Origin of the sequence: Lachnospira multipara LB2003 (genome assembly GCF_000702205.1) — a bacterium.
Lineage (GTDB): Bacteria > Bacillota > Clostridia > Lachnospirales > Lachnospiraceae > Lachnospira > Lachnospira multipara_A.
Window position 1 is genome coordinate 122965 of record NZ_KL370871.1, and the last position, 18748, is coordinate 141712.

At 37.6% G+C, this 18748-nt stretch carries 22 protein-coding genes and 4 pseudogenes; 9 read left to right on the forward strand and 17 right to left on the reverse strand.

Features of this window, described 5'->3' with window-relative positions; genetic code table 11:
* Nucleotides 1–2: 2 nt before the first annotated feature.
* Complete coding sequence (locus tag T537_RS0110020; protein ID WP_027438462.1) at nt 3–860, reverse strand: aldo/keto reductase; 858 nt, start codon at nt 858–860, stop codon at nt 3–5.
* A gap of 150 nt (nt 861–1010) precedes the next feature.
* Here T537_RS0110020 and T537_RS0110025 point away from each other — a divergent pair, with 150 nt between their 5' ends.
* Entirely contained in the window at nt 1011–1862 is an 852-nt protein-coding gene (locus T537_RS0110025; protein WP_027438463.1) for a LysR family transcriptional regulator, read from the forward strand.
* Nucleotides 1863–1936: 74 nt separating this feature from the next.
* Here T537_RS0110025 and T537_RS0110030 read toward each other — a convergent pair whose 3' ends face one another.
* The 12 genes and pseudogenes from T537_RS0110030 to T537_RS0110090 all read right to left on the reverse strand — a co-directional run bounded on the left by T537_RS0110030 (nt 1937) and on the right by T537_RS0110090 (nt 11620).
* A complete protein-coding gene (locus T537_RS0110030) occupies nt 1937–3865 on the reverse strand; it encodes an oxidoreductase (RefSeq protein ID WP_031557693.1) in 1929 nt (642 codons plus the stop codon).
* A gap of 123 nt (nt 3866–3988) precedes the next feature.
* A complete protein-coding gene (locus T537_RS0110040) occupies nt 3989–4867 on the reverse strand; it encodes a radical SAM protein (RefSeq protein WP_027438465.1) in 879 nt (292 codons plus the stop codon).
* A gap of 101 nt (nt 4868–4968) precedes the next feature.
* Complete coding sequence (locus tag T537_RS0110045) at nt 4969–5283, reverse strand: ArsR/SmtB family transcription factor (RefSeq protein ID WP_027430279.1); 315 nt, start codon at nt 5281–5283, stop codon at nt 4969–4971.
* 129 nt (nt 5284–5412) lie between these two features.
* On the reverse strand, nt 5413–5970 hold the full coding sequence (locus T537_RS0110050) for a helix-turn-helix domain-containing protein (protein ID WP_420323110.1): 558 nt from the start codon (nt 5968–5970) through the stop codon (nt 5413–5415).
* 230 nt (nt 5971–6200) lie between these two features.
* Nucleotides 6201–7364 (reverse strand): RNA-guided endonuclease InsQ/TnpB family protein, encoded by a 1164-nt coding sequence (locus T537_RS0110055; RefSeq protein WP_027438467.1) that lies wholly within the window; start codon nt 7362–7364, stop codon nt 6201–6203.
* Between the two features lie 44 nt (nt 7365–7408).
* Nucleotides 7409–7495 (reverse strand): annotated as a pseudogene (locus T537_RS13275) (MerR family transcriptional regulator); the annotation flags it as partial.
* A gap of 274 nt (nt 7496–7769) precedes the next feature.
* Nucleotides 7770–8120 carry a hypothetical protein gene (locus T537_RS13190; protein WP_330372416.1) on the reverse strand — a complete coding sequence of 117 codons (351 nt, stop codon included), beginning with the start codon at nt 8118–8120 and terminating at the stop codon, nt 7770–7772.
* 21 nt (nt 8121–8141) lie between these two features.
* Nucleotides 8142–8510, reverse strand: coding sequence for a KilA-N domain-containing protein (locus T537_RS13195; protein ID WP_330372417.1), 369 nt, complete (start codon nt 8508–8510; stop codon nt 8142–8144).
* Nucleotides 8511–8570: 60 nt separating this feature from the next.
* Nucleotides 8571–8927: a helix-turn-helix domain-containing protein gene (locus tag T537_RS0110075; protein ID WP_027438470.1), complete on the reverse strand. Its 357-nt coding sequence runs from the start codon at nt 8925–8927 to the stop codon at nt 8571–8573.
* Nucleotides 8928–9526: 599 nt separating this feature from the next.
* Nucleotides 9527–9667, reverse strand: a pseudogene (locus T537_RS13245) (ORF6N domain-containing protein); the annotation flags it as partial.
* Nucleotides 9668–9804: 137 nt separating this feature from the next.
* Nucleotides 9805–9954, reverse strand: a complete 150-nt coding sequence (locus T537_RS12905; protein WP_155895261.1) for a hypothetical protein — start codon at nt 9952–9954, stop codon at nt 9805–9807.
* A gap of 940 nt (nt 9955–10894) precedes the next feature.
* On the reverse strand, nt 10895–11620 hold the full coding sequence (locus T537_RS0110090) for a metallophosphoesterase family protein (RefSeq protein WP_330372608.1): 726 nt from the start codon (nt 11618–11620) through the stop codon (nt 10895–10897).
* A 484-nt stretch (nt 11621–12104) separates the two neighbouring features.
* Between T537_RS0110090 and T537_RS0110095 the strand changes: the two genes are divergently transcribed.
* Nucleotides 12105–12398, forward strand: coding sequence for an Abi family protein (locus tag T537_RS0110095; RefSeq protein WP_242839184.1), 294 nt, complete (start codon nt 12105–12107; stop codon nt 12396–12398).
* A gap of 64 nt (nt 12399–12462) precedes the next feature.
* Here the strand turns inward: T537_RS0110095 and T537_RS12165 are convergent.
* Nucleotides 12463–12978 (reverse strand): annotated as a pseudogene (locus tag T537_RS12165) (restriction endonuclease).
* Between T537_RS12165 and T537_RS13280 the strand changes: the two are divergent.
* The 7 genes and pseudogenes from T537_RS13280 to T537_RS0110130 form a co-directional block, all read left to right on the forward strand.
* A pseudogene (locus tag T537_RS13280) lies at nt 12963–13049 on the forward strand (hypothetical protein); the annotation flags it as partial. The pseudogenes T537_RS12165 and T537_RS13280 sit on opposite strands and share 16 nt — an antisense overlap.
* Nucleotides 13050–13131: 82 nt before the next feature.
* Entirely contained in the window at nt 13132–13449 is a 318-nt protein-coding gene (locus tag T537_RS0110105) for a helix-turn-helix domain-containing protein (RefSeq protein ID WP_027438503.1), read from the forward strand.
* Nucleotides 13442–14029 (forward strand): ImmA/IrrE family metallo-endopeptidase, encoded by a 588-nt coding sequence (locus tag T537_RS0110110; RefSeq protein ID WP_027438504.1) that lies wholly within the window; start codon nt 13442–13444, stop codon nt 14027–14029. Before T537_RS0110105 ends, T537_RS0110110 begins: the two co-directional genes overlap by 8 nt.
* A 199-nt stretch (nt 14030–14228) precedes the next feature.
* Nucleotides 14229–14972: a DUF4417 domain-containing protein gene (locus T537_RS0110115; protein WP_031557701.1), complete on the forward strand. Its 744-nt coding sequence runs from the start codon at nt 14229–14231 to the stop codon at nt 14970–14972.
* Nucleotides 14972–15406 (forward strand): hypothetical protein, encoded by a 435-nt coding sequence (locus tag T537_RS0110120; RefSeq protein WP_027438506.1) that lies wholly within the window; start codon nt 14972–14974, stop codon nt 15404–15406. The genes T537_RS0110115 and T537_RS0110120 overlap by 1 nt, the downstream gene beginning before the upstream one ends.
* A gap of 1 nt (nt 15407) precedes the next feature.
* Entirely contained in the window at nt 15408–15845 is a 438-nt protein-coding gene (locus T537_RS0110125) for a hypothetical protein (RefSeq protein ID WP_031557704.1), read from the forward strand.
* A gap of 45 nt (nt 15846–15890) precedes the next feature.
* Nucleotides 15891–16169, forward strand: coding sequence for a hypothetical protein (locus tag T537_RS0110130; protein ID WP_155895262.1), 279 nt, complete (start codon nt 15891–15893; stop codon nt 16167–16169).
* A gap of 158 nt (nt 16170–16327) precedes the next feature.
* Here the strand turns inward: T537_RS0110130 and T537_RS13140 are convergent, their stop codons facing one another.
* The 3 genes from T537_RS13140 to rlmD form a co-directional block, all read right to left on the reverse strand.
* Entirely contained in the window at nt 16328–16459 is a 132-nt protein-coding gene (locus T537_RS13140; protein ID WP_278244478.1) for a hypothetical protein, read from the reverse strand.
* A 211-nt stretch (nt 16460–16670) separates the two neighbouring features.
* The gene (locus T537_RS0110140; RefSeq protein ID WP_155895263.1) at nt 16671–17057 is read right to left on the reverse strand and encodes a hypothetical protein; all 387 of its coding nucleotides are present in this window, start codon (nt 17055–17057) and stop codon (nt 16671–16673) included.
* 194 nt (nt 17058–17251) lie between these two features.
* The gene (gene rlmD, locus T537_RS0110145; RefSeq protein WP_027438916.1) at nt 17252–18715 is read right to left on the reverse strand and encodes a 23S rRNA (uracil(1939)-C(5))-methyltransferase RlmD; all 1464 of its coding nucleotides are present in this window, start codon (nt 18713–18715) and stop codon (nt 17252–17254) included.
* Nucleotides 18716–18748 lie beyond the last annotated feature (33 nt).

Sequence of the window (18748 nt, forward strand, 5' to 3'; positions counted from 1 at the left end):
CTCTAGTGAAGGTTTAGCACAAATTTTACAAATCCTGGATCATCATGATTTACAATTTCACTGTGACCTAAATCCTTTGACGCAATTTTATTCATTTCTTCATCTGTAAGATCAAAATCCCAGATATCAATATTCTGCTCCATACGCTCTACATGTGTAGACTTTGGAATAATAGACACACCTCTCTGCGCATTCCATTTAAGAACTACCTGTGCTGCACTCTTTCCATATTTATTTCCAATTGCTGTAAGCTCAGGGTCTGTGAATATACCATGTTTTCCTTCAGCAAGTGGTCCCCATGCCTGTGGTACTACTCCGTAAGCCTTCATGTTCTCAAGGGCTCCTTCCTGTACAAAGAATGGATGAAGCTCTACCTGATTAACTGCAGGGATTATTTCAACGGTTTCGCAGAAGTTAGCCAAGATAGCTGGATAAAAATTAGCAACTCCAATTGCCTTTGTAAGTCCTTCTTTATATGCTCTTGTGATTCCTCTGTATGCTGCAAAGTAATCTCCCATAGGCTGGTGAAGAAGGATAAGATCAGCATAGTCCATATCAAGCTTCTTAAGTGAAGTCTTTACTGCTTCATAGGCAGCTTCCTCTGTCTTCATATCGCTTACCCATACCTTAGTAGTAATAAACAATTCTTCTCTTGTTACAAGTCCATCTGCAATCGCTCTTGCTACACCCTTTCCCACAGCTTCCTCATTCATATATGAAGCTGCTGTATCAAGAAGTCTATAGCCTGTTTTTATAGCATCATAAACTACTCTTTCGCATTCCCCCGCATCAGGAATTTGAAAAACTCCAAATCCTTCAAGTGGCATTCTTGCTCCTGTATTAAGTGTTACATATTCCATTGTTTTTACCTCCAAAATATCATTGCTTTATGTTTTTCATATGTTTCTTGTTGATATTATGCTAACAAAAAAGAAAATAATAGTACAATGCCAATTGAGTATTGTGCTATACTTAAAACGTATAGTAATGTTATTTCAAGGAGGTTTCATATGATAGAGATATATTTGCTTGAACAATTAGATGCTTTCGCTAGATACGGTACTTTGTCAAAGGCTTCAGAAGAACTCCATCTGACTCAGCCATCACTGACAAGATCTATGCAGAAATTAGAAGAGCTTCTCGGAGTTCCAATATTTGAGCGCACCAAAAACAGGTTATCATTAAACGAGAATGGATTACTGGCTGCAGATTACGCGAGACGCATACTAAATGAAGAACAGCACATGATAGATCACCTTCGTGCCCTTGAGAGAAGTAAAAGAACTATCGCAGTCGGTTCTGTGGGTCCGGGACCTCTTATGGAGTTTATCCCTTCTCTCTCAGCACTATTCCCTGACATGTCAATAATCTCAGAAAACAAGTCAGAAGATGAACTGATATCCGGTCTAAGGGACAACCAATATCAATTCATTATCCTTTCCCGTCCATTAGAGGATGATGAATTCATTTGCGAAAAATATGATTCTGAACAGCTTTACGTTTCACTGCCAAAGAGCCATCGATTCGCAAAAAAGAAAAAGCTTTCTTTCCGTGAACTAAACGGCGAAAGCTTTTTAATGCTGTCTGAAATTGGAATATGGGATAAGCTTGTACGAGAAGAAATGCCCGATTCTAAGTTCATTATACAAAACGACTATGACGCTCTTGGACAACTTATAGAATCCTCAACTCTGCCTAATTTTGCCACCGATATAACAATTCGCACTTATGAAAGCATGAATCTTCCTAGCAGATCTATTCCAGACAGAGTGCTCATTCCCATTAGCGATGACAGTGCTACTGTTACTTTTTATTTGATTTCAGATAAAAACATCGCTTCAAAATACAAAGTTAAATTTTAATTTTTAAGACTCCGTGTGTTTTTCGCCTCATAAAGCTCTCTGCGCACACGCAGAGCTCTACGAAGCTCATTTTATCATATACGAATCCCTGCTTCATAGCCTTCCTGAATTCCCCTGTATCCATTCTTGGCACGCTCATGACAGTCTCCGACAGATACCACTGTAAAATCACAGTCAGTTAAAGACTCTTCCAGAACTGTATTTGCACGGACACCAATAGCGATTACTACCGTGTCAACATCCGTGATCTCAGCACAGGATTCGTCTTTCTTGTACACAACGCCGTGTTCCTTCACTTCCTGCACTGCAGCAGAAGTAAGCACCTTTACTCCATGCTCCGCCATTCTCTTTTTCAGATAATAAGTCGGAGCCGGTTCGCCATCCTTCACAATCTGCGAAAGCATTTCAACTACCGTCACATCCCCGCAGCCATGCTCGGCCAAATAATCCGCTGTCTCTGCTCCTACAAGTCCGCCTCCAATCACAACAACCTTGTTTCCGACTTCTGCTTCTCCCCTAAGTACCTTTTGCGCAACAACACCATATTCCTGCAGTCCTTTGATTGGCGGCATGGCAGGATTTGAGCCTGTCGCAAGAATGACAGCATCCGGATTCATCTCTTCCAATGTTTCTTTTGTGACATCAACATGGAAACGCACTTCCACGCCAAGCTTCTCAAGCATATACTTCTGCCAAACAATGAAAGATGAGAAATCCCCTTTTGCCATCGGAATAGAAGCTGCAATCCATTGGCCGCCAAGCTCTCCCGATTTTTCCAAAAGAGTAACCTTGTGTCCTCTGCCTGCGGCTGCGATTGCTGCTTCACAGCCAGAAACTCCGCCGCCTACAACCACAAGCTTTTTCGGCTCTGCAGTAGGAGAAATGTCATATACATCTTCCATGCCTGTGAGAGGATTTACAAGACAGCGGATTGGATGTCCCTGCTCATGTTCCCCAGCGCATCCTTGGACACAGCCGATACAATGAAGAATGGAAGCAAAGTCACCACGGCGTGCTTTCTCCGGCATTTCCGGATCTGCAAGAGAGGCTCTTCCCATCGTACAAAGATCAGCGCTTCCGGATGTAAGGATACTCTCCGCAAGCAGCGGGTCATTGATCCTGCCGACTGCGATAACCGGAATATCCACTACCGTTTTCAATGCAGCCGCATGATGGACAAAGCCGCCAACAGGAACCGGCGCAGGCGGGATGATGATATGCCCGGTCGCAAATACGCCCTGTGAACAATGGATACAGTCCGCACCGGCATCCTCAATCAGCCTTGCGATCAGCTTCGCCTCTTCTATTTCAAGTCCGCCAGGAACATATTCTTCCGAACTCATGCGATAGAAGATAGGGAAATCCTCGCCTGCCGCCTTACGGATTGCCTGTATGATCTCCCGTGGAAATCTTGTCCTGTTCTCTGTAGTTCCGCCATATTCATCGCATCGCTTGTTGGAAAAAGGCGAGACAAACTGGTTGATCAAGTATCCATGCGCACCGTGAACCTCAACCCCATCAAAACCGGCAGCCTTTGCTCGCAATGCGGCATCCACAAAAGCCTTCTCCAGATTATGAATCTCATCAATGCTCATTTCACGCGGTGTTTCAGGCATAGTGGGATCTTTGATCGCTGATGGTGCGATTGGCTGTTCACCGGTAATCTGGCTAGATGTCTCTCTTCCTGCATGATAGATCTGGGCAATGGTTTTTGCGCCTGCCTTGTGAATTCTATCCGTAAACACTCTCCAAGGTTCTACCTGTCTGTCTTCCCAAAGGCCAGCCAGTGTTTTCGATGCCCCCGCAGTCCTTGTTACAGCAAAATCCTCTGTAATGATGATCCCATATCCGCCCTTTGCTTTGTGTTCATGATAAGCCATGAATTTTTCAGTCGGCGTTCCGTCTTCATTACAGTAATTCGTAACCATCGCAGAGACCACCATACGGTTTTTAAACTCTGTCTTGTTGATCGTGATTGGTTCAAAGATTTTCATCAGTTTCATAATGCCCTCCTTCAAATAGCTTATTAACAATCTGTACCGTCGATATTACAGGCAACGGGCGTATTGTATTCATCATTGAGGATCCCGCCCTTTGCCTTAATGATATTCAGATTTTTGTCCTAATCACAGGCTTCTCATGCTGTCTCTTCGCATACGAAGCTGCTTTTCACCCTGTTCATTCAATCCCTGTTTAAGCATCGCAAGTATCTTCTCTTTGTCCTCCGGAAGATTTCCATATACCGGCATCATATTAGAGACATTCGTTGCATCCAGCAGCGTGTTGATTTCAAGCGTCTTCACAAAGGTATATAGTTCCTGTATCTTCTCTGTCTCTGTAGCTTCTACAAACTCACCTCTTCTTACTTCTTCCATAAGTGGCGTATCAGGGAAGATGGAGAGTCCGGAAGCCAGCACCCTAACGGGCGACAGATGATTCAACACTTCTGCCGTTTTAACGGCATGCCCCATACCATAATCATGACCACCCAGTCCGTATAAGAAGATGACGGAATAATGCATTCCTGCTTCATCCAGCTTGGAGAGCTGCTCTACGATATCACTTCCATGATAACCCTTATTCATCTTATTAAGAACCGCATCATCACCTGACTCAATTCCGAATACGATCATGTCATATCCCATTTCTTTCAGTGACTTAAGCTGCTCCACAGACTTGTTCTTTACGCTGTCAACACGACCATATCCACCAACGGAAACGCCCCAAGGCAAATATTCTTTGATCAAGTCCATGATTCTTTTAAGTCTGTCGTAGCTCAGTAGGAACGGATCCGCTCCCTGCAGAAAAATTCGCTTTACCTTCCATCCAGAATCTCTTATTTCCTGAAGATCTTCCCGTATCTCACTCTCAGGAGATACAGAAAACGGTGCTTCCTTGTAAAAGGTACAAAAGCGGCACTTGTTATGCGAGCAACCTGACGTTACTTGTAAAAAACAAGAACCTGCTTCATAGGGTGGCCTAACAATTCCACTTGAAAAATGCATAGTAATTCCTCCTTGTTTCTATATATCCTTATATCTCGTTTTGTCGATATATAAGACTTTAAATTAAACGGGATTCTCATCCCGTCTAATTTATACACAACTTAAATTTCATGTCCGAAGTAGTCTGACAGTGCAGCCAACATCTCTTCATTCCGTCTGTAATATGTCCATTTTCCGTGTCTTTCGGATAGAAGCAAACCTGCTTTTTGCAACATATCAAGGTAATGAGATACTGTTGACTGTGATATCCCGGCTTTGTCGCGGATACTTCCAACGCACACTCCGCCCTTGAGATCCACCGCATCTTCAAAATGACCTCCTTGCGGTGGGAAATTTTTCTCCGGTTCCTTCAACCACTCAATAATGCTAAGCCGTGTTTCATTTGATAATGCTTTAAATACTTCAATCTTATCCACAATTCTATTATATCTATCTTTCGCGATATGTCAATGCCTATATACAAAAAAATTACAAGCTAGAAGTGCTCCCATTAGATGCGGCTTTGCCGCGGCTCGCACACAAGTAGTGATTTGCTGCGCAAATAACTACAAGTGGGTCAAAACTTTCTTCTGCCAGCTTCTTTTTCCGCATTTCGGGCATTTCATATATCTTGTCCGTCCCATGTGCATAGCAAGATTTGTCTGCCAGTATGTAGGAACATATCTGTGGTGGCAATTCTGGCATTCATAGTATCCGGCCTTTTGCTCAATTCCCACGGCGATAAAAGCGACCGTAAATATCATCACAAAAGCGAATACGATAAGTACAATTCTCAGCCAGACTGGCATCTCTATAAATGACGCCACAAACACCATGACCAGTCCGGAAATGACGGCAGGAAACGCAATCCAGTATTCCGTCTGAAGCATCTGCCTGTTCTTTTCTTCGACCTCTCGCCTCATTGCCAGCAGGTTTTCTTCTGCACGTTTGTCATATACTTCTGCCATAATTCTTTCGCCCGACAGGAGTTCGTTGACGTTAATTTTCAAAAGATTACAAAGTTCCAGCATAATCCCTGAATCCGGCATAGACTTTCCGGTCTCCCATTTTGATATTGCCCGGTCACTGATTCCGAGCTTCTCGGCAAGAACTGCCTGAGTCATGCCCTGTTCCTTCCTGCAAGATGCTATAAATTTTCCAATTTTGATTTGATCCATATCGGGCACCGTTACTGAAAACTTATAAGAAGTTATATACTTTTATGTTTCATTCCTACTTCAGCGAGTATGCTTTTGATGGTATAAATACCTATCTACTCACAAGTTCTTGTACTCTCCATAGGCGTAAATTCCGAACTAACGTATCCGTACATATTTGCATTAACGTTTAAGTGTTAACTTGCAAATTTTTCTCCATAAGTTCTTAGATTGAGTGACGCTTGGAAATCTCTATCTATAACATTTCCACACTCACATCTATAAGTTCTATCAGATAGTTTTAGATCCTTTTTAATTTTCCCACAACAACTACAAAGTTTTGATGATGGATAAAATCTATCAGCTATAATAAGTTGAATACCACTATCATTGCATTTGTATTCTAGTTGTTTTCTAAATTCAAAGAATCCTTGATTTTGAACTGTTTTGGATAGGTGTCTATTCTTCATCATTCCACTAACGTTTAAATCTTCAATACAGATAAATCTTGGTTTTCGATTTACAATCTCAGATGTGGTCTGATTCAAATAGTTTTTACGGATATTTGTTAATCTGTGATTTACCTTGAGTAAAAGCTTTTCATTTTTAACTATATTATTAGTTTTGCAGTATTTTCCTTTCTTTTTATTTTGTTCATATTTACGAGATACGCTGCGTTGTAATCTACGCTTACGTTTCTCTAGGTTCTTTACTGTTTGGCTTTTATTAATGTTCTTATACTTATTTGTATCTGAACATATAGCCAAATCTTTTATTCCAAGATCAATACCGATTCCATTATCATTAAGCTTTTCCTTACAGTCTTGAAACTCTATACATATGCTAATCCACCAATTTAATCCATCGAAGGATATTCTTGGATTCATGTATTTAATGTCCGTAGGAATTCTTTCATGTTCTGCAAGTCTTACCCAGTTTAGTTTCTGTTTATTGGCTTTCTTACTAGAAGAAAATCCTTCAAGTTTAACATGTGTTTCACTAAACTGTATCTTAATATTATCCTGATAAAATTTAGGCATTGATTTCTTTTTAGACTTAAACTTGGGATATCTTTGTGTACCTTTGAAAAAGTTCTTATAGGCTATACAAGCATCTTTAATAGCCTGCTTTGTTACATTGTTTGATATTTTTAGCAACCAAGCATATTCATCAGAATTTCTAAGCCTTGTAAATTCTTTTCTAAGCTCTGTATCTGGAATGAATTTACCGCCTTTTTCGTAGTTTTCTTTTTCCTTAGCTAAAGCCCAATTAAAAGCAAATCTTGCTGCACCTGCGTACTGAAACATTTTCGTTTGTTGCACGTTATTAGGTATCAACATTACTTTTATTGCCTTTACCATCACTCGCTTCCTCCTGTATCAATTTTTGAACAAGTTTCTTGGCTTTTTCCATTGGAATCCCAATTCCGTAATGTCTGCGCTGATACGCCTATGATTTTTGAAAATTCATGTATAGAATAATATTTGTTCAAAATATCACTTCCTTTCAATATTATTCCATACTTATAACTTATAAAACTCAACAGTATTTTATAAGCTTATATAAGTTTTATTTAACTATCATCAACATCCTTTCATAGCTTAAGCATAGCCGATAACATCATATTTTCACACGAACCATAAGTTGATTTCCTGCACTCTATCGCTGGTTGAGTGCAGAAAAGCTCATTTTACTTTAACTTCGCATATAAAAACAAATCATTATTATCTATAAGTTTATCAAAATAAATAAGTGATTTGTATACCTTAGTCTTCATCTCCTATTGTTTCAATTTCTATAACCCCCTTTTGTTCAATACGAGCAGCCTCATTTAACACACCCATTTGATACTTCGCAATATCCTGTAACACTTCAAATCTATCCTTCTTTTCCTTTCCTTCTCGAATCATCTGCGCATTATGAGTCTCTAAATTCGATAGAACCGTTAATTCATTAATCGAAGCATAATCTCTTACATTACTATTTTTAGCTAATTCCGGATTTGCTTCTCTCCATGCCTTTGCTGTAAAGCCAAATAAGGCAACATTTAGCAAGTCTGCTTCTTCAGCATATTGAATCCACCGCAAGTCCTCTCTATAATTTCCTGACGGAATCAAATAATTCTTTACGGCGTCTGTCTAAATAAGATAGTTATTCTTTGTGAGAAATCTTTTAGCATTCCATTCAATTTTCTTAACATTATTTTCTTGTTCTTTTAGTCTCTGAAACTCTTTTATCAAATATAATTTAAAAACTGGACTAATAGCAGACGCAAATTCAAATGCAATATCTTTGTGAGCAAATGTACCACCATATCTGCCTTTCTTTACATACATACCAATTGCATTAGTGGATTCTACCCCATCAGAAACGCTCAATGTGAAAATTGGTAATCCTGCCTGTTTTTTAAAGTGGTCGAATTCGACCACTTTAAAATTTGGATTATATATTTGTTCCCAAGTTCCTAAGTACTCAAGTGTCGATCTATTTCTAATCCAATTCTTTATTACGTCGGAAGCTTAATTGCCCCGAATTCAATGCAATTACATTTCCAATACGAGTTCACTTCATTTATTTATTTCTTCCATTTTGACTAACTCACTTAGCTTCTTCGCATAAGCTAACAACCTCTTTTGAGCATCATCATTAAGCCCCTCGTACTCTAAAATCAATTGCTTACCTAGGTAATCCAACTGATAGTCAACTGAATCCTCTACACTATCTATACCTTTTCCCGTCAGAAGTTGCTCAGGAGATACATTAAGTGCAGCACATATATCCATTATTTTATCTGCAGTTGGAGTATGCTTCTTAGTTTTCCACTCACTGACAGTGCTCGGTCTAAGACCAACTCTTCTACAAAATTCACTCTGTGTTATTTGCTTACGTTCAATTAACATGAATATTCTTTCACTAATCGTCATTTTTCATTTCTCCGAATCATCATTTTCGTAACTACGAATATAATATCATGTGAGTATCACATATGCAATAACTTGCCCCATAATTAAATATAATATATGTGGAAGTTCCACCCATTGCCTGATACCATGAGGGTACTGGCATTGCAAAGCATGTTTTCAAATCATCGAGTACCAATTTTTCATATTTAGGATCGTTTTTCATAGCTTCAATATAATTTGAGTTTTCATGCTCAATTATTCCATACTTTTCTTTAACCCTAGCTATGTATTCATTTCGACTCTTAATTCCATAGTTCTCTTTAACCCAGTCCTTTATCTGCCTATAAGTAGCTTTACTTTCAGCAGAAGTAAATTCTTAGACAATAACGCAACAGTCTCCACATGCATCGGGTGATGTATTTGACTGCAAAATGTTGGAGTCGTCTGGTATAAGTGACTGCAAACCAGAATGGCTTAAAGAACTATTAGAAGATGTTTCGTCACTCTAGCAAACCTCTTTGGTATGACTGTCAGAACCGTTTTTCTTCTTGGCTACATTAAGTCTTTCGAGTTTAAAGTGATTAGCATCTTTTCGATCCTTGAATCCGGTCCGATAAGCAAAAGTCATCGGGAAATCTTTTAATATTTCTTTTCATTGCTTTATTGATATTCTTGGTCTCAACCTGATACAGAATTGCCAAATCGCTATCTATCATAACTTGTCTTCCTCGTATAACATAAATCAATTGAGAAATATTAATGTTCTAACCGGTTCTTTCAATTGTCTTATTCTCTTCATTTGTTACAACTTCATCCATACGCCACCTCATCTATATAAAACATTTTATTTGAGGTTCCAATCTGGAACCCCAAATGATATTTAATTTGCACATCTTGTTTATATATCTTCAAGGCTCTCTATCTTCTTCAGAGCCTCCATATAAGCCATAAGACGCTTTTGCTGCTCTTCTCTGAGGTTATGATAATCTTCAATCATCTTAACATCCCCAGGAGTAAATTTGCTTTCAGGACTTGCAGGTTTTCCCACAAATGCATGTGCAATTAAAAAAATTTATGCTATACTGTTACATAATGTGATGAAAAGGATGTGATTATTATGAAAAAATTGAAATTGCTTTCTAATCTACTTTGGTTGATTGGGATCACCATTATCGCAATGGTAATTCTAGGAGAATATTATTTCATCAGTTTTCTCCCCACATCCATAGACCCTTATGCATTTAATTCTTCAGAACAAATACAATTAGCTTGTAATTATACTATTGCATTTAATTTTACAGGGTATGCTTTTTTTATTATTTCTATTGTCCTTAAAATTTACATCATGGAACATACAGAAAATAATAGTTCCAAAACGTTTTCTTTACGAATTACAGAGAATAAGCCTAATTATCTTTTAATACTGTGTAAAATTGTAATCATAATTTTTTCACTAATTTGCCTACTTATATCTTCTCTAATTACACTTTTCTCCTTTATAAGTTTTGATGATGTTCCTTTATAGCAAGAAGGGCGGAAAACTTCAGGTTGACTCATTTCAGAATGACGCATAAGAAAGGAACATGTATGAAGAGGAATGGATAGAAGGAGATAATTTGGAAAAAAACTCTTGAGATAACTGATCGCATGATTAACAATTCAGATAATGAGGAATTTCTTGAACTGGCAAAGGAGTTTCGCAACCTTGTTCTGAAGGCAATTGAAGTCAATACATATGTGGGGTGCTTTTTCTAAATGAGCAAAGAAAAGATATTCTTTCAGGACTTCCTGTTCAAAAATATGTCAGTTTATGAGCATGACTATCCGACTACAGAACTTCACTGTCTTCTAGAAGGTTATGAATTTTGAAAACGACTTGGGGAAAAATAAAGGCATTTCCGATGAAGACCATTACATAAATCTCTAGAAACAGCAACTATTTCTGAAGCTAATTACTTTAACAATCTTCTCGGAAATGACATCGTAAATCAAACGTTTGGAGATGAATAAAACTCTTCTCCTGTTTCTAAACAAATTGCCGCTAGTCTTCCACCTGAATAGCACGCCCCACAATCAATTGCTATATGATTATTTTTTCTATATATAAATCCTGGTCTAGGATTATCCACAATACTCTGTGTTGGTGTATGTCCTGTTATTACAAATTTATCCTTAAAATACTGCACATTGTAATCTGCTCTCAACCAGATTAATTCACGTAGCGAATAATCTTCAATATCCTTCTCCGGAGAATAATTTCCTAACCCCGCATGAACTAAAAGATAGTCCCGGTCAGAAACCGTGACTTCATCATATATTAAAAACTCCTTTATAAAATCTAATACATCCTGTTTCTCATCAAAACTTAGCTTACCAAACTCATCTATTGTTGTCTTGCTTCCGTTGTATTGCCAGTTCACTAGATTATCCAGCATTTCTTCATCCAATTCTTCTATGGACATGTCTGTAATTTCTTTCATAAGAAACTCCAGGCATTTCACCGCCATAAGCTCATGGTTTCCTACCATGCATATAGCATTTGGTGTTTTCATGAGCTTCCTTAATACTTTAATAGGATGCGGCCCGCGATCGAGCACATCACCCAAAACATATAGAGTGTCTGTTTCTTTAAAATTTATCATTTCAAGCAATTCCATAAACATATCGTATTGCCCATGTATATCAGAAATAACATATGTTGCTATAACTATCACCTCCTATAAATAGAATCTCTCATCCCATACCAACCGTTGGAACACTCGCATCCCCATCTGCGGTACGAATCCTGTCTCTTCGATTATATCATAACTCTTACTGACACTATCCTCTAAATATTTTTGTCTGGAAGCTTTAATAAATCATCAATAACCGGTCTAACCATATTTACTGATTCCACCTTGTTAATGGCACAAAGCTTTTTCCCCGCATCTTTGCTGGACGCTCCGCAATGGAAGGCCTGCTCTGTCGTATAAAAAAAAACTGTTTGACATCACCAGATATCAATGGTATGGTATCTTTAGTGGTTGCGCTGCGGAAACTTGCGATGCCCGCAGCCGGTGGAGTTCCATGCGTGGGCTCCACTTTTTTTATGCCAAATAAAGGAGGATTCAGAAATGGCTAATAAAACATTTTACACATATGATGAGCAAATCGAAAAGCTTGAAAAAGAAAAGCAACTTATTATTTCTGATTCTGAATTTGCCAAAACCACTTTACAAAAGAAATGAAGCTATTCCTGATACGGTTTTACATCGTAAATTACAAATACCACAGAAAAACGGACAATATGCTATCGGCAAGAAGGATTTATTTGCAGTAGTGATTGCTTTGCGTTATCTTATTGATAATCAGGAATTTAAACAATTTAAAGCTGAGCTCAAACGATTGATTCATTCCGTTCTCAAGAACTGCCCACACATCAGCCAGGAACTGCTATTTTCCAAAATGGGTTTTTCTGAAAACTGGGAAAAAATTGTGTGCTATAAAAAATAGTTACATGACATACAATCAGTGAGAGAAGTTATACACATGTTTTCTATTAATATAACCAATGTAACTATTCTTCATCATAAAAGTCATCAAGTACATATGTTGTTACAGGTGTAATATAAAATTCATACTTAATAACAAGCCTTACCAGATTATTGCCATCAATTAATGTTATTGGTGTACCTTCTCTTGCTGCCTCCCTTGCTGCATTAGTAAATCTACTATTTGTAATAAACACTCCATAATCTGCCTAAAATTTATTCATAGCCCCCAAAAAAAATTGATTTATATTAGGCTCACTCACAGGCGCTATGTTATATCGTTTACATTGAATTACAACTCTGGTTGTTCTGAAATCATCATCGTCTGTATGATATCCATACCCATCAATTCCACCATCATTTGATATTTTAAAACCATTATCCGTAAACTGTCCTCCCGTTTTAGAGAGAAGCAAAGAATATGATTGAAGAGAAAAATATAATACAGAACAATGAAGAAAAGCCGATACAGAAATGTGTCGGCTTTTCTCGTAAGATTGGTAATACAACCTATTAGGTATCCGGCTATTATTCTGACACAACGACAGAAACTATAGAAAACAAGATGAAAAAGATTATCAAAGAGGATATAAAACCAAATAATCTCAAATAAAGGATTGACAATTGCATAACTGCAATTTATAATAATGTTGTGAGTTTGCAAACATAACGTGTTCAGAAAGGTAGGAAAAAGCATGAATTGGAATGAAATGGTATCTGATCTTATGAAAAAAAAAGGGGTTAATCAGAAACAGCTTTCTAAATTAAGCGGTATCACCGAAAGCTCAATCTCCCGTTATCTGAAAAGCGATAAGACTCCAAGGATGGATGTGGTGGTGAATATCGCTAAAGCACTTCAGGTTGAAACGGATTATTTCCTTAAGGAGGAGGACAAAGGGCAGACTGCGTATAATGTTATTTCAGCTGCAATTGCAAGAAAGGGTGGTGAATTAACACCAGAGGAAAAAAACAGATTGATAGCTCTCCTTATAGGAGGAAACGAAAATGTATAGATCCTCTAACATATATGAAAATATCGTTAAAGTCATAATTGAAATCTTTCTTGATTATGATATTAAGGATTTCCCGATAGATGAAAAGGATATATGCAGACGACTGGGAGTTGCGTTGGTACCCTATTCTGAATTTCCTAAAGAAGCAAGAGCTTTGCTTGAAAAGAAAAGTAAGTACGGCTTCTTTGTCAGGGGTACAAAGGAAAACCCGCCAACGATTTATTACAATGACAAGTTTGAACCCTATGGTGCAGTCAGGCTGACAATTTTTCATGAGCTCAAGCACTATGTGTTTGACGAAGATTCTAATGATGAAGATCAGGATGATCTTGCTGACTTTTTCGGGAGATATTTTCTCTGCCCTATCCCTTATCTTATTATGAAGGGAATTGATACAGAAAATGAAATAATCTCTCACTGCGGTGTCAGCATGACTGTAGCCGGGAATGTCGAATCAACAATAAGAAACAGAAAACATAGATACGGTTACCGTATTTTCGAACATGAGATACCGTTTTTAAAACATTTGAATGAAGATGCGTATGAAGTATTTACCAAGACGCATGAAGGAGGTGATTAAATTGAAAGATTATTTTTCCTAAAAGAAAAAGCACCCTGTTATCGTACTATTGGCGTAGCACGAAAGAGTGCTTTCAGGATATGATACATATCCATTTATGCAAATTAAATTGTATCATATCTTCTTTTAGGTGTCTACTCAAAAATATAACTTTCAAACATAGTCAGGAGGCAGAATATGCCTTCAGAAAGGAAATAATATGATGCGATTTAATATTTTGAAATGGTGCGATGATAAGATATCGTACCTTAAAGAACAAGAAATAACTTTTAAGAGAGGAATCCCGCAGCTTCCAATTGAATATACCTATACAGGGATACCAAGTGCCGTTTCAACATTTGCTTATCGGAATGATATTCCCGAGGTGGCAAAAGCGAATGCCCTCCTCACATATTTCATGTTTGAGAATAAACTCTGGCCAAGATTGGCAAAGATTGATGATGATATCGAAATACTTAAGGAATATGGCGGTGTCAGCGGATTTGATCTCAGCCCGAGCATAGGGATGTTAAGACCCAGACAGAGACTTAGCATTCTGGTAAATGCGATCCATGCATGTTATTTGGGCACCAAGGGGATAAAAATTCTTCCCAATTATAGAGCGGGAGACTTCGGAACCTTATGTGCGGCGGATTATTTCCCAGATGAGTGTTCGTTTATTGTCGGTAACCTTGGATGTACTAATAACGGTTTTAAGGCTTATGGAGAATACCAACTAGATATAGTACTTCAAAAAAAGAATCCGTCAATTCTGTTTGTATATGGTTCTATTTTCAAGAAGGAAGCGGCACGTTTAATCAGGCAGCACGGATTTGAGATAATCTCCTTTCCGGATCGCCGTAACAGAGTAAGAAATAATGGCCGGAGTTACCGTTATTATTTGTCCGAAGATGAAATCTGTAAGGTATTATATGCAGACGCAGCGAAAAGGAGGATGGCATAATGGGAGCAAAAGCTATTTATACTGATGAAAGGCGTAAAACCATTCATCAACTAATAATAACAAAAAATATAGAAAAAATAAGAGGCGTGCTGCATGACCGGAATGAATATCGACAGTTTTCAAATGGCTGGAAAGCTGTAAATTTGGATGAGTATGTATCAAAATTTGGGATTAGTAATATTTCCAACAGTTTTAATAACAACATGCGTAAAATCACATTCTTTAAGGATGGCAGACAGTATGCGATTATAACTGCAATTGGTGGCAAGTATTTTCGTGTTGGAGAAGTGCGTGCAGATGGCAGAATAAGTAGATATTTAACTCTTGATCTCAAAGATCCAAGTATTCCTGGAACTTTTCAAGGAGCTGCAAGAAGGGCGGAAAACTTCAGGTTGACTCATTTCAGAATGACGCATAAGAAAGGAACGGTGTGATATGGGAGATTTTTTTCAAGGAAAAGACGAACGTATTGTAGATGGCACTCGATATACAAGATATCTCGATTTGAACAAATGGTATGGCATTGTGGTTCCTAAGGATGAAAACGCATATAATGAGATGTGTGACTATAAAGTATGGGATGACAATAAAGGTGATATAAGAGATATTTACTGGTTTATGAAATTTCACGAAGACAAGTTTTATCTTATGGAGAAATACTTATTTAATTTCATAGACGCAGAATGTAATCTGTTGATCAATATGTATGAAGAGGAGTGGATAGAAGGAGATAATTTGAAAAAAACTCTTGAGATAACTGATCGCATGATTAACAATTCAGATAATGAGGAATTTCTTGAACTGGCAAAGGAGTTTCGCAACCTTGTTCTGAAGGCAATTGAAGTCAATACATGTGTGGGGTGCTTTTTCTAAATGAGTGAAGAAAAGATATTCTTTCAGGACTTCCTGTTCAAAAATATGCCAGTTGATGAGCAGGACTATCCAACTACAGAACTTCAGCGTCTTCCAGAAGGTGCAGATATTAGCAATTATATGGTCGTATCGTTTGATACTATGCTTAAAATGAATAAGCCAGTGGAATGGGAAATGCTTTTTAAGCAAACAGAGAATAATGATGTATGTATCAAGGATGATGTGGTGATAAATAATTCCGAAATGGAACCATACAAATTGTTTTATCTCAAGACATATTATTACAATATCTTGAAGCATAGCCGGAATCTATATGTTTTCTAACGGAATACTCAACCGTGTAATTCAAATCCGGGCTTGCAATCGAAATCGAAGCATAAAAAGGCTCTCTTACTACCGATAATGGCAGTGTGAGAGCCTCTGTTATTTGCAATTCTTTCAACATCTATTTAAATTGTTCTTTATTATCTCTGATAGCAACTTTATAAAGATGATGCCATATCTTTTATTCTGCTCATCACATTCTTGTCATGATTTGTAAAGATGCCCATTCCCTCCAAGCCCAGATAGCCGAGGAAATCGCCATCGTATGAGAACTTTGCTCCATCGTACATATTGTCATCTCCGGAGCTGAGGAACATAGCAACCGTCTTCAATGTGACAGGTGCGGTCGGATAAAGTGCAGAATAGAACCGGTCTATCACACATTTCAGCTGTCCTGATATTCCGTGGTAATAAATCGGTGCTGTATTACCGTTTGGTCTTGGACTTCCGTTTAACACAAGAATTTTCATAATGTCATCAACAATCCTCCTCTTTTAAACATTATATTCCGAACCTCGTATCAAGTTGATTAGATTCTGTTTTACCATTAAAATACAAAATGTACTGATTATCATTCTGCTCTTCATCGCTAATTACTGCTTCCACTTGAGTAGCTTTCCATGTAACTTGACACAAATCAGGACTGGCATTTGCCCCATCAGCTGCTATATCAAAAGAATACTTTACAATCGTTCCTTTTTCATCTTGAAGAACTAATCTAGCATGTGTATGTCCAAATGGCCAATCCGGATCTCCTACCTGCTGGAATAATAATTCATATTTTCCATCCGGTGATGTATATGAAGCTACATCATGTATTTTGTACTTTGTTGTATATATAAAACTTCCAGCTAAAATCATAATTAGAATATTGAAGAATGCCACCATCCCCAGAATAACTCTAACCGCTGGTTTCTTTATGACTTTACAGCATAACAATGAAATAAATGTTGCTGTGAATGCTATAACAAAAATCATTTTATTCGCCTCTATCTTTGTCTTTTTCACTCTGAGAAATTCTCTCTGTAAGTAGCCTTGGCCTCTGCGCTGATCAGATCCAACTCGTCCATATCCACTTTAACCTAGATATGATGCTTCGCTTCAGATAGTTTGGACATCAAACAAACCGTTTCACAATGCACAGTTCCAGGGAACATATCCACTAGACAGACCTTCTTAATCTTATAGCCTCTCTCCTGTAACATTACTAAATCTCTTTGAAGAGAAGTTGGCTTACATGAAATGTAAACCATAGAATCCACACCATAATCAATAATCTTTTCTAGAGCCTTAGGATTAATACCATCTCTTGGTGGGTCAAGAACGATAAAATCAGGCTTATCTTCTATCTTATCAAGGGCAGTTAATACATCTTCTGCAATAAATTCGCAGTTATCAAGTTCATTAAGCTTAGCATTTTCCTTAGCTGACTTAACTGCATCTTCAACGATTTCGACGCCAACAACTTTTCTAGCAACAGGGGCTAAAATCTGAGCAATTGTACCTGTTCCTGAATAAAGGTCAAAAATAACCTTATCCTTAGTCTCTCCAACATACTCTCTTGCCTTTGAATAAAGGACCTCAGCTCCAAGAGAATTAGTTTGGAAAAATGCAAATGCAGCAATCTTAAAATTAAGACCTAAAAGCTCTTCTGTAATAAAATCCTGACCATAGATAATTTCTGTGCCCTCATTAATTACAACATCAGCAATAGAATCATTAAGTGTATGTAATACACCAACAATCTTTCCTTCTAAATCAAGCTTTAATAAGGCATCAGATAATTCCTTAATCTTAGCATCATGATTTTCTTGTGTTGTAGTTATTAAATCAATTAGGATTTCTTTTGTCTTAACAGCCTTACGTACAAGTAAATGTCTTAAGAAGCCTTCATGACTATTCTTTCCTAAAAATTTAAGGTCATTACTAGTTGCCCAAGCTTTAACACAGCCAAGAATCTTAGAATAATCCTTATCTACAATCTTACAACCTGAAACATTAACAATGTCATACATGCTGTTTCTCTTATGAAGGCCAAGGGCTAATGGACCATCCTTATATTCATCTCCAAAAGAGAATTCCATCTTATTTCTATATTCTTCAAACTTAGGGCTGCCTAAGATTCCTTCAAATTCATAATCAGTCTTAGCCACAGCATCAATAAGTTTTTTAACCTGTTCTCTTTTCATTTCAAGCTGTGTATTATAATCAACTGTCTGATACACACAACCACCACAATTACCAAAATGTGGACAGGCTTCGTTAGTTTCACTATCAGCTTTCTTAATAACCTCTAATAATCTACCTTCGCACTTACCATGTTTCTTTTTATTAACCATAAAGCTTACTTCCTGACCTGGGATAGAGTTTTTAACTATAACTCTACTTGGCTCTTCTTCCCCCATAGGAATAAAACTAGCATTAGCAATAACCACATCATTAGCAGATAAATCTCCCTTATCCACCTTAGCAATAGGCTCAACTACTGCTTTATTAGGAAAATCTGCATATAAAACTCTACCTGTATAAACTTCACCTTTTTTCAAATCAAAAAACTCCTATCTATTAGTTATTAGTTT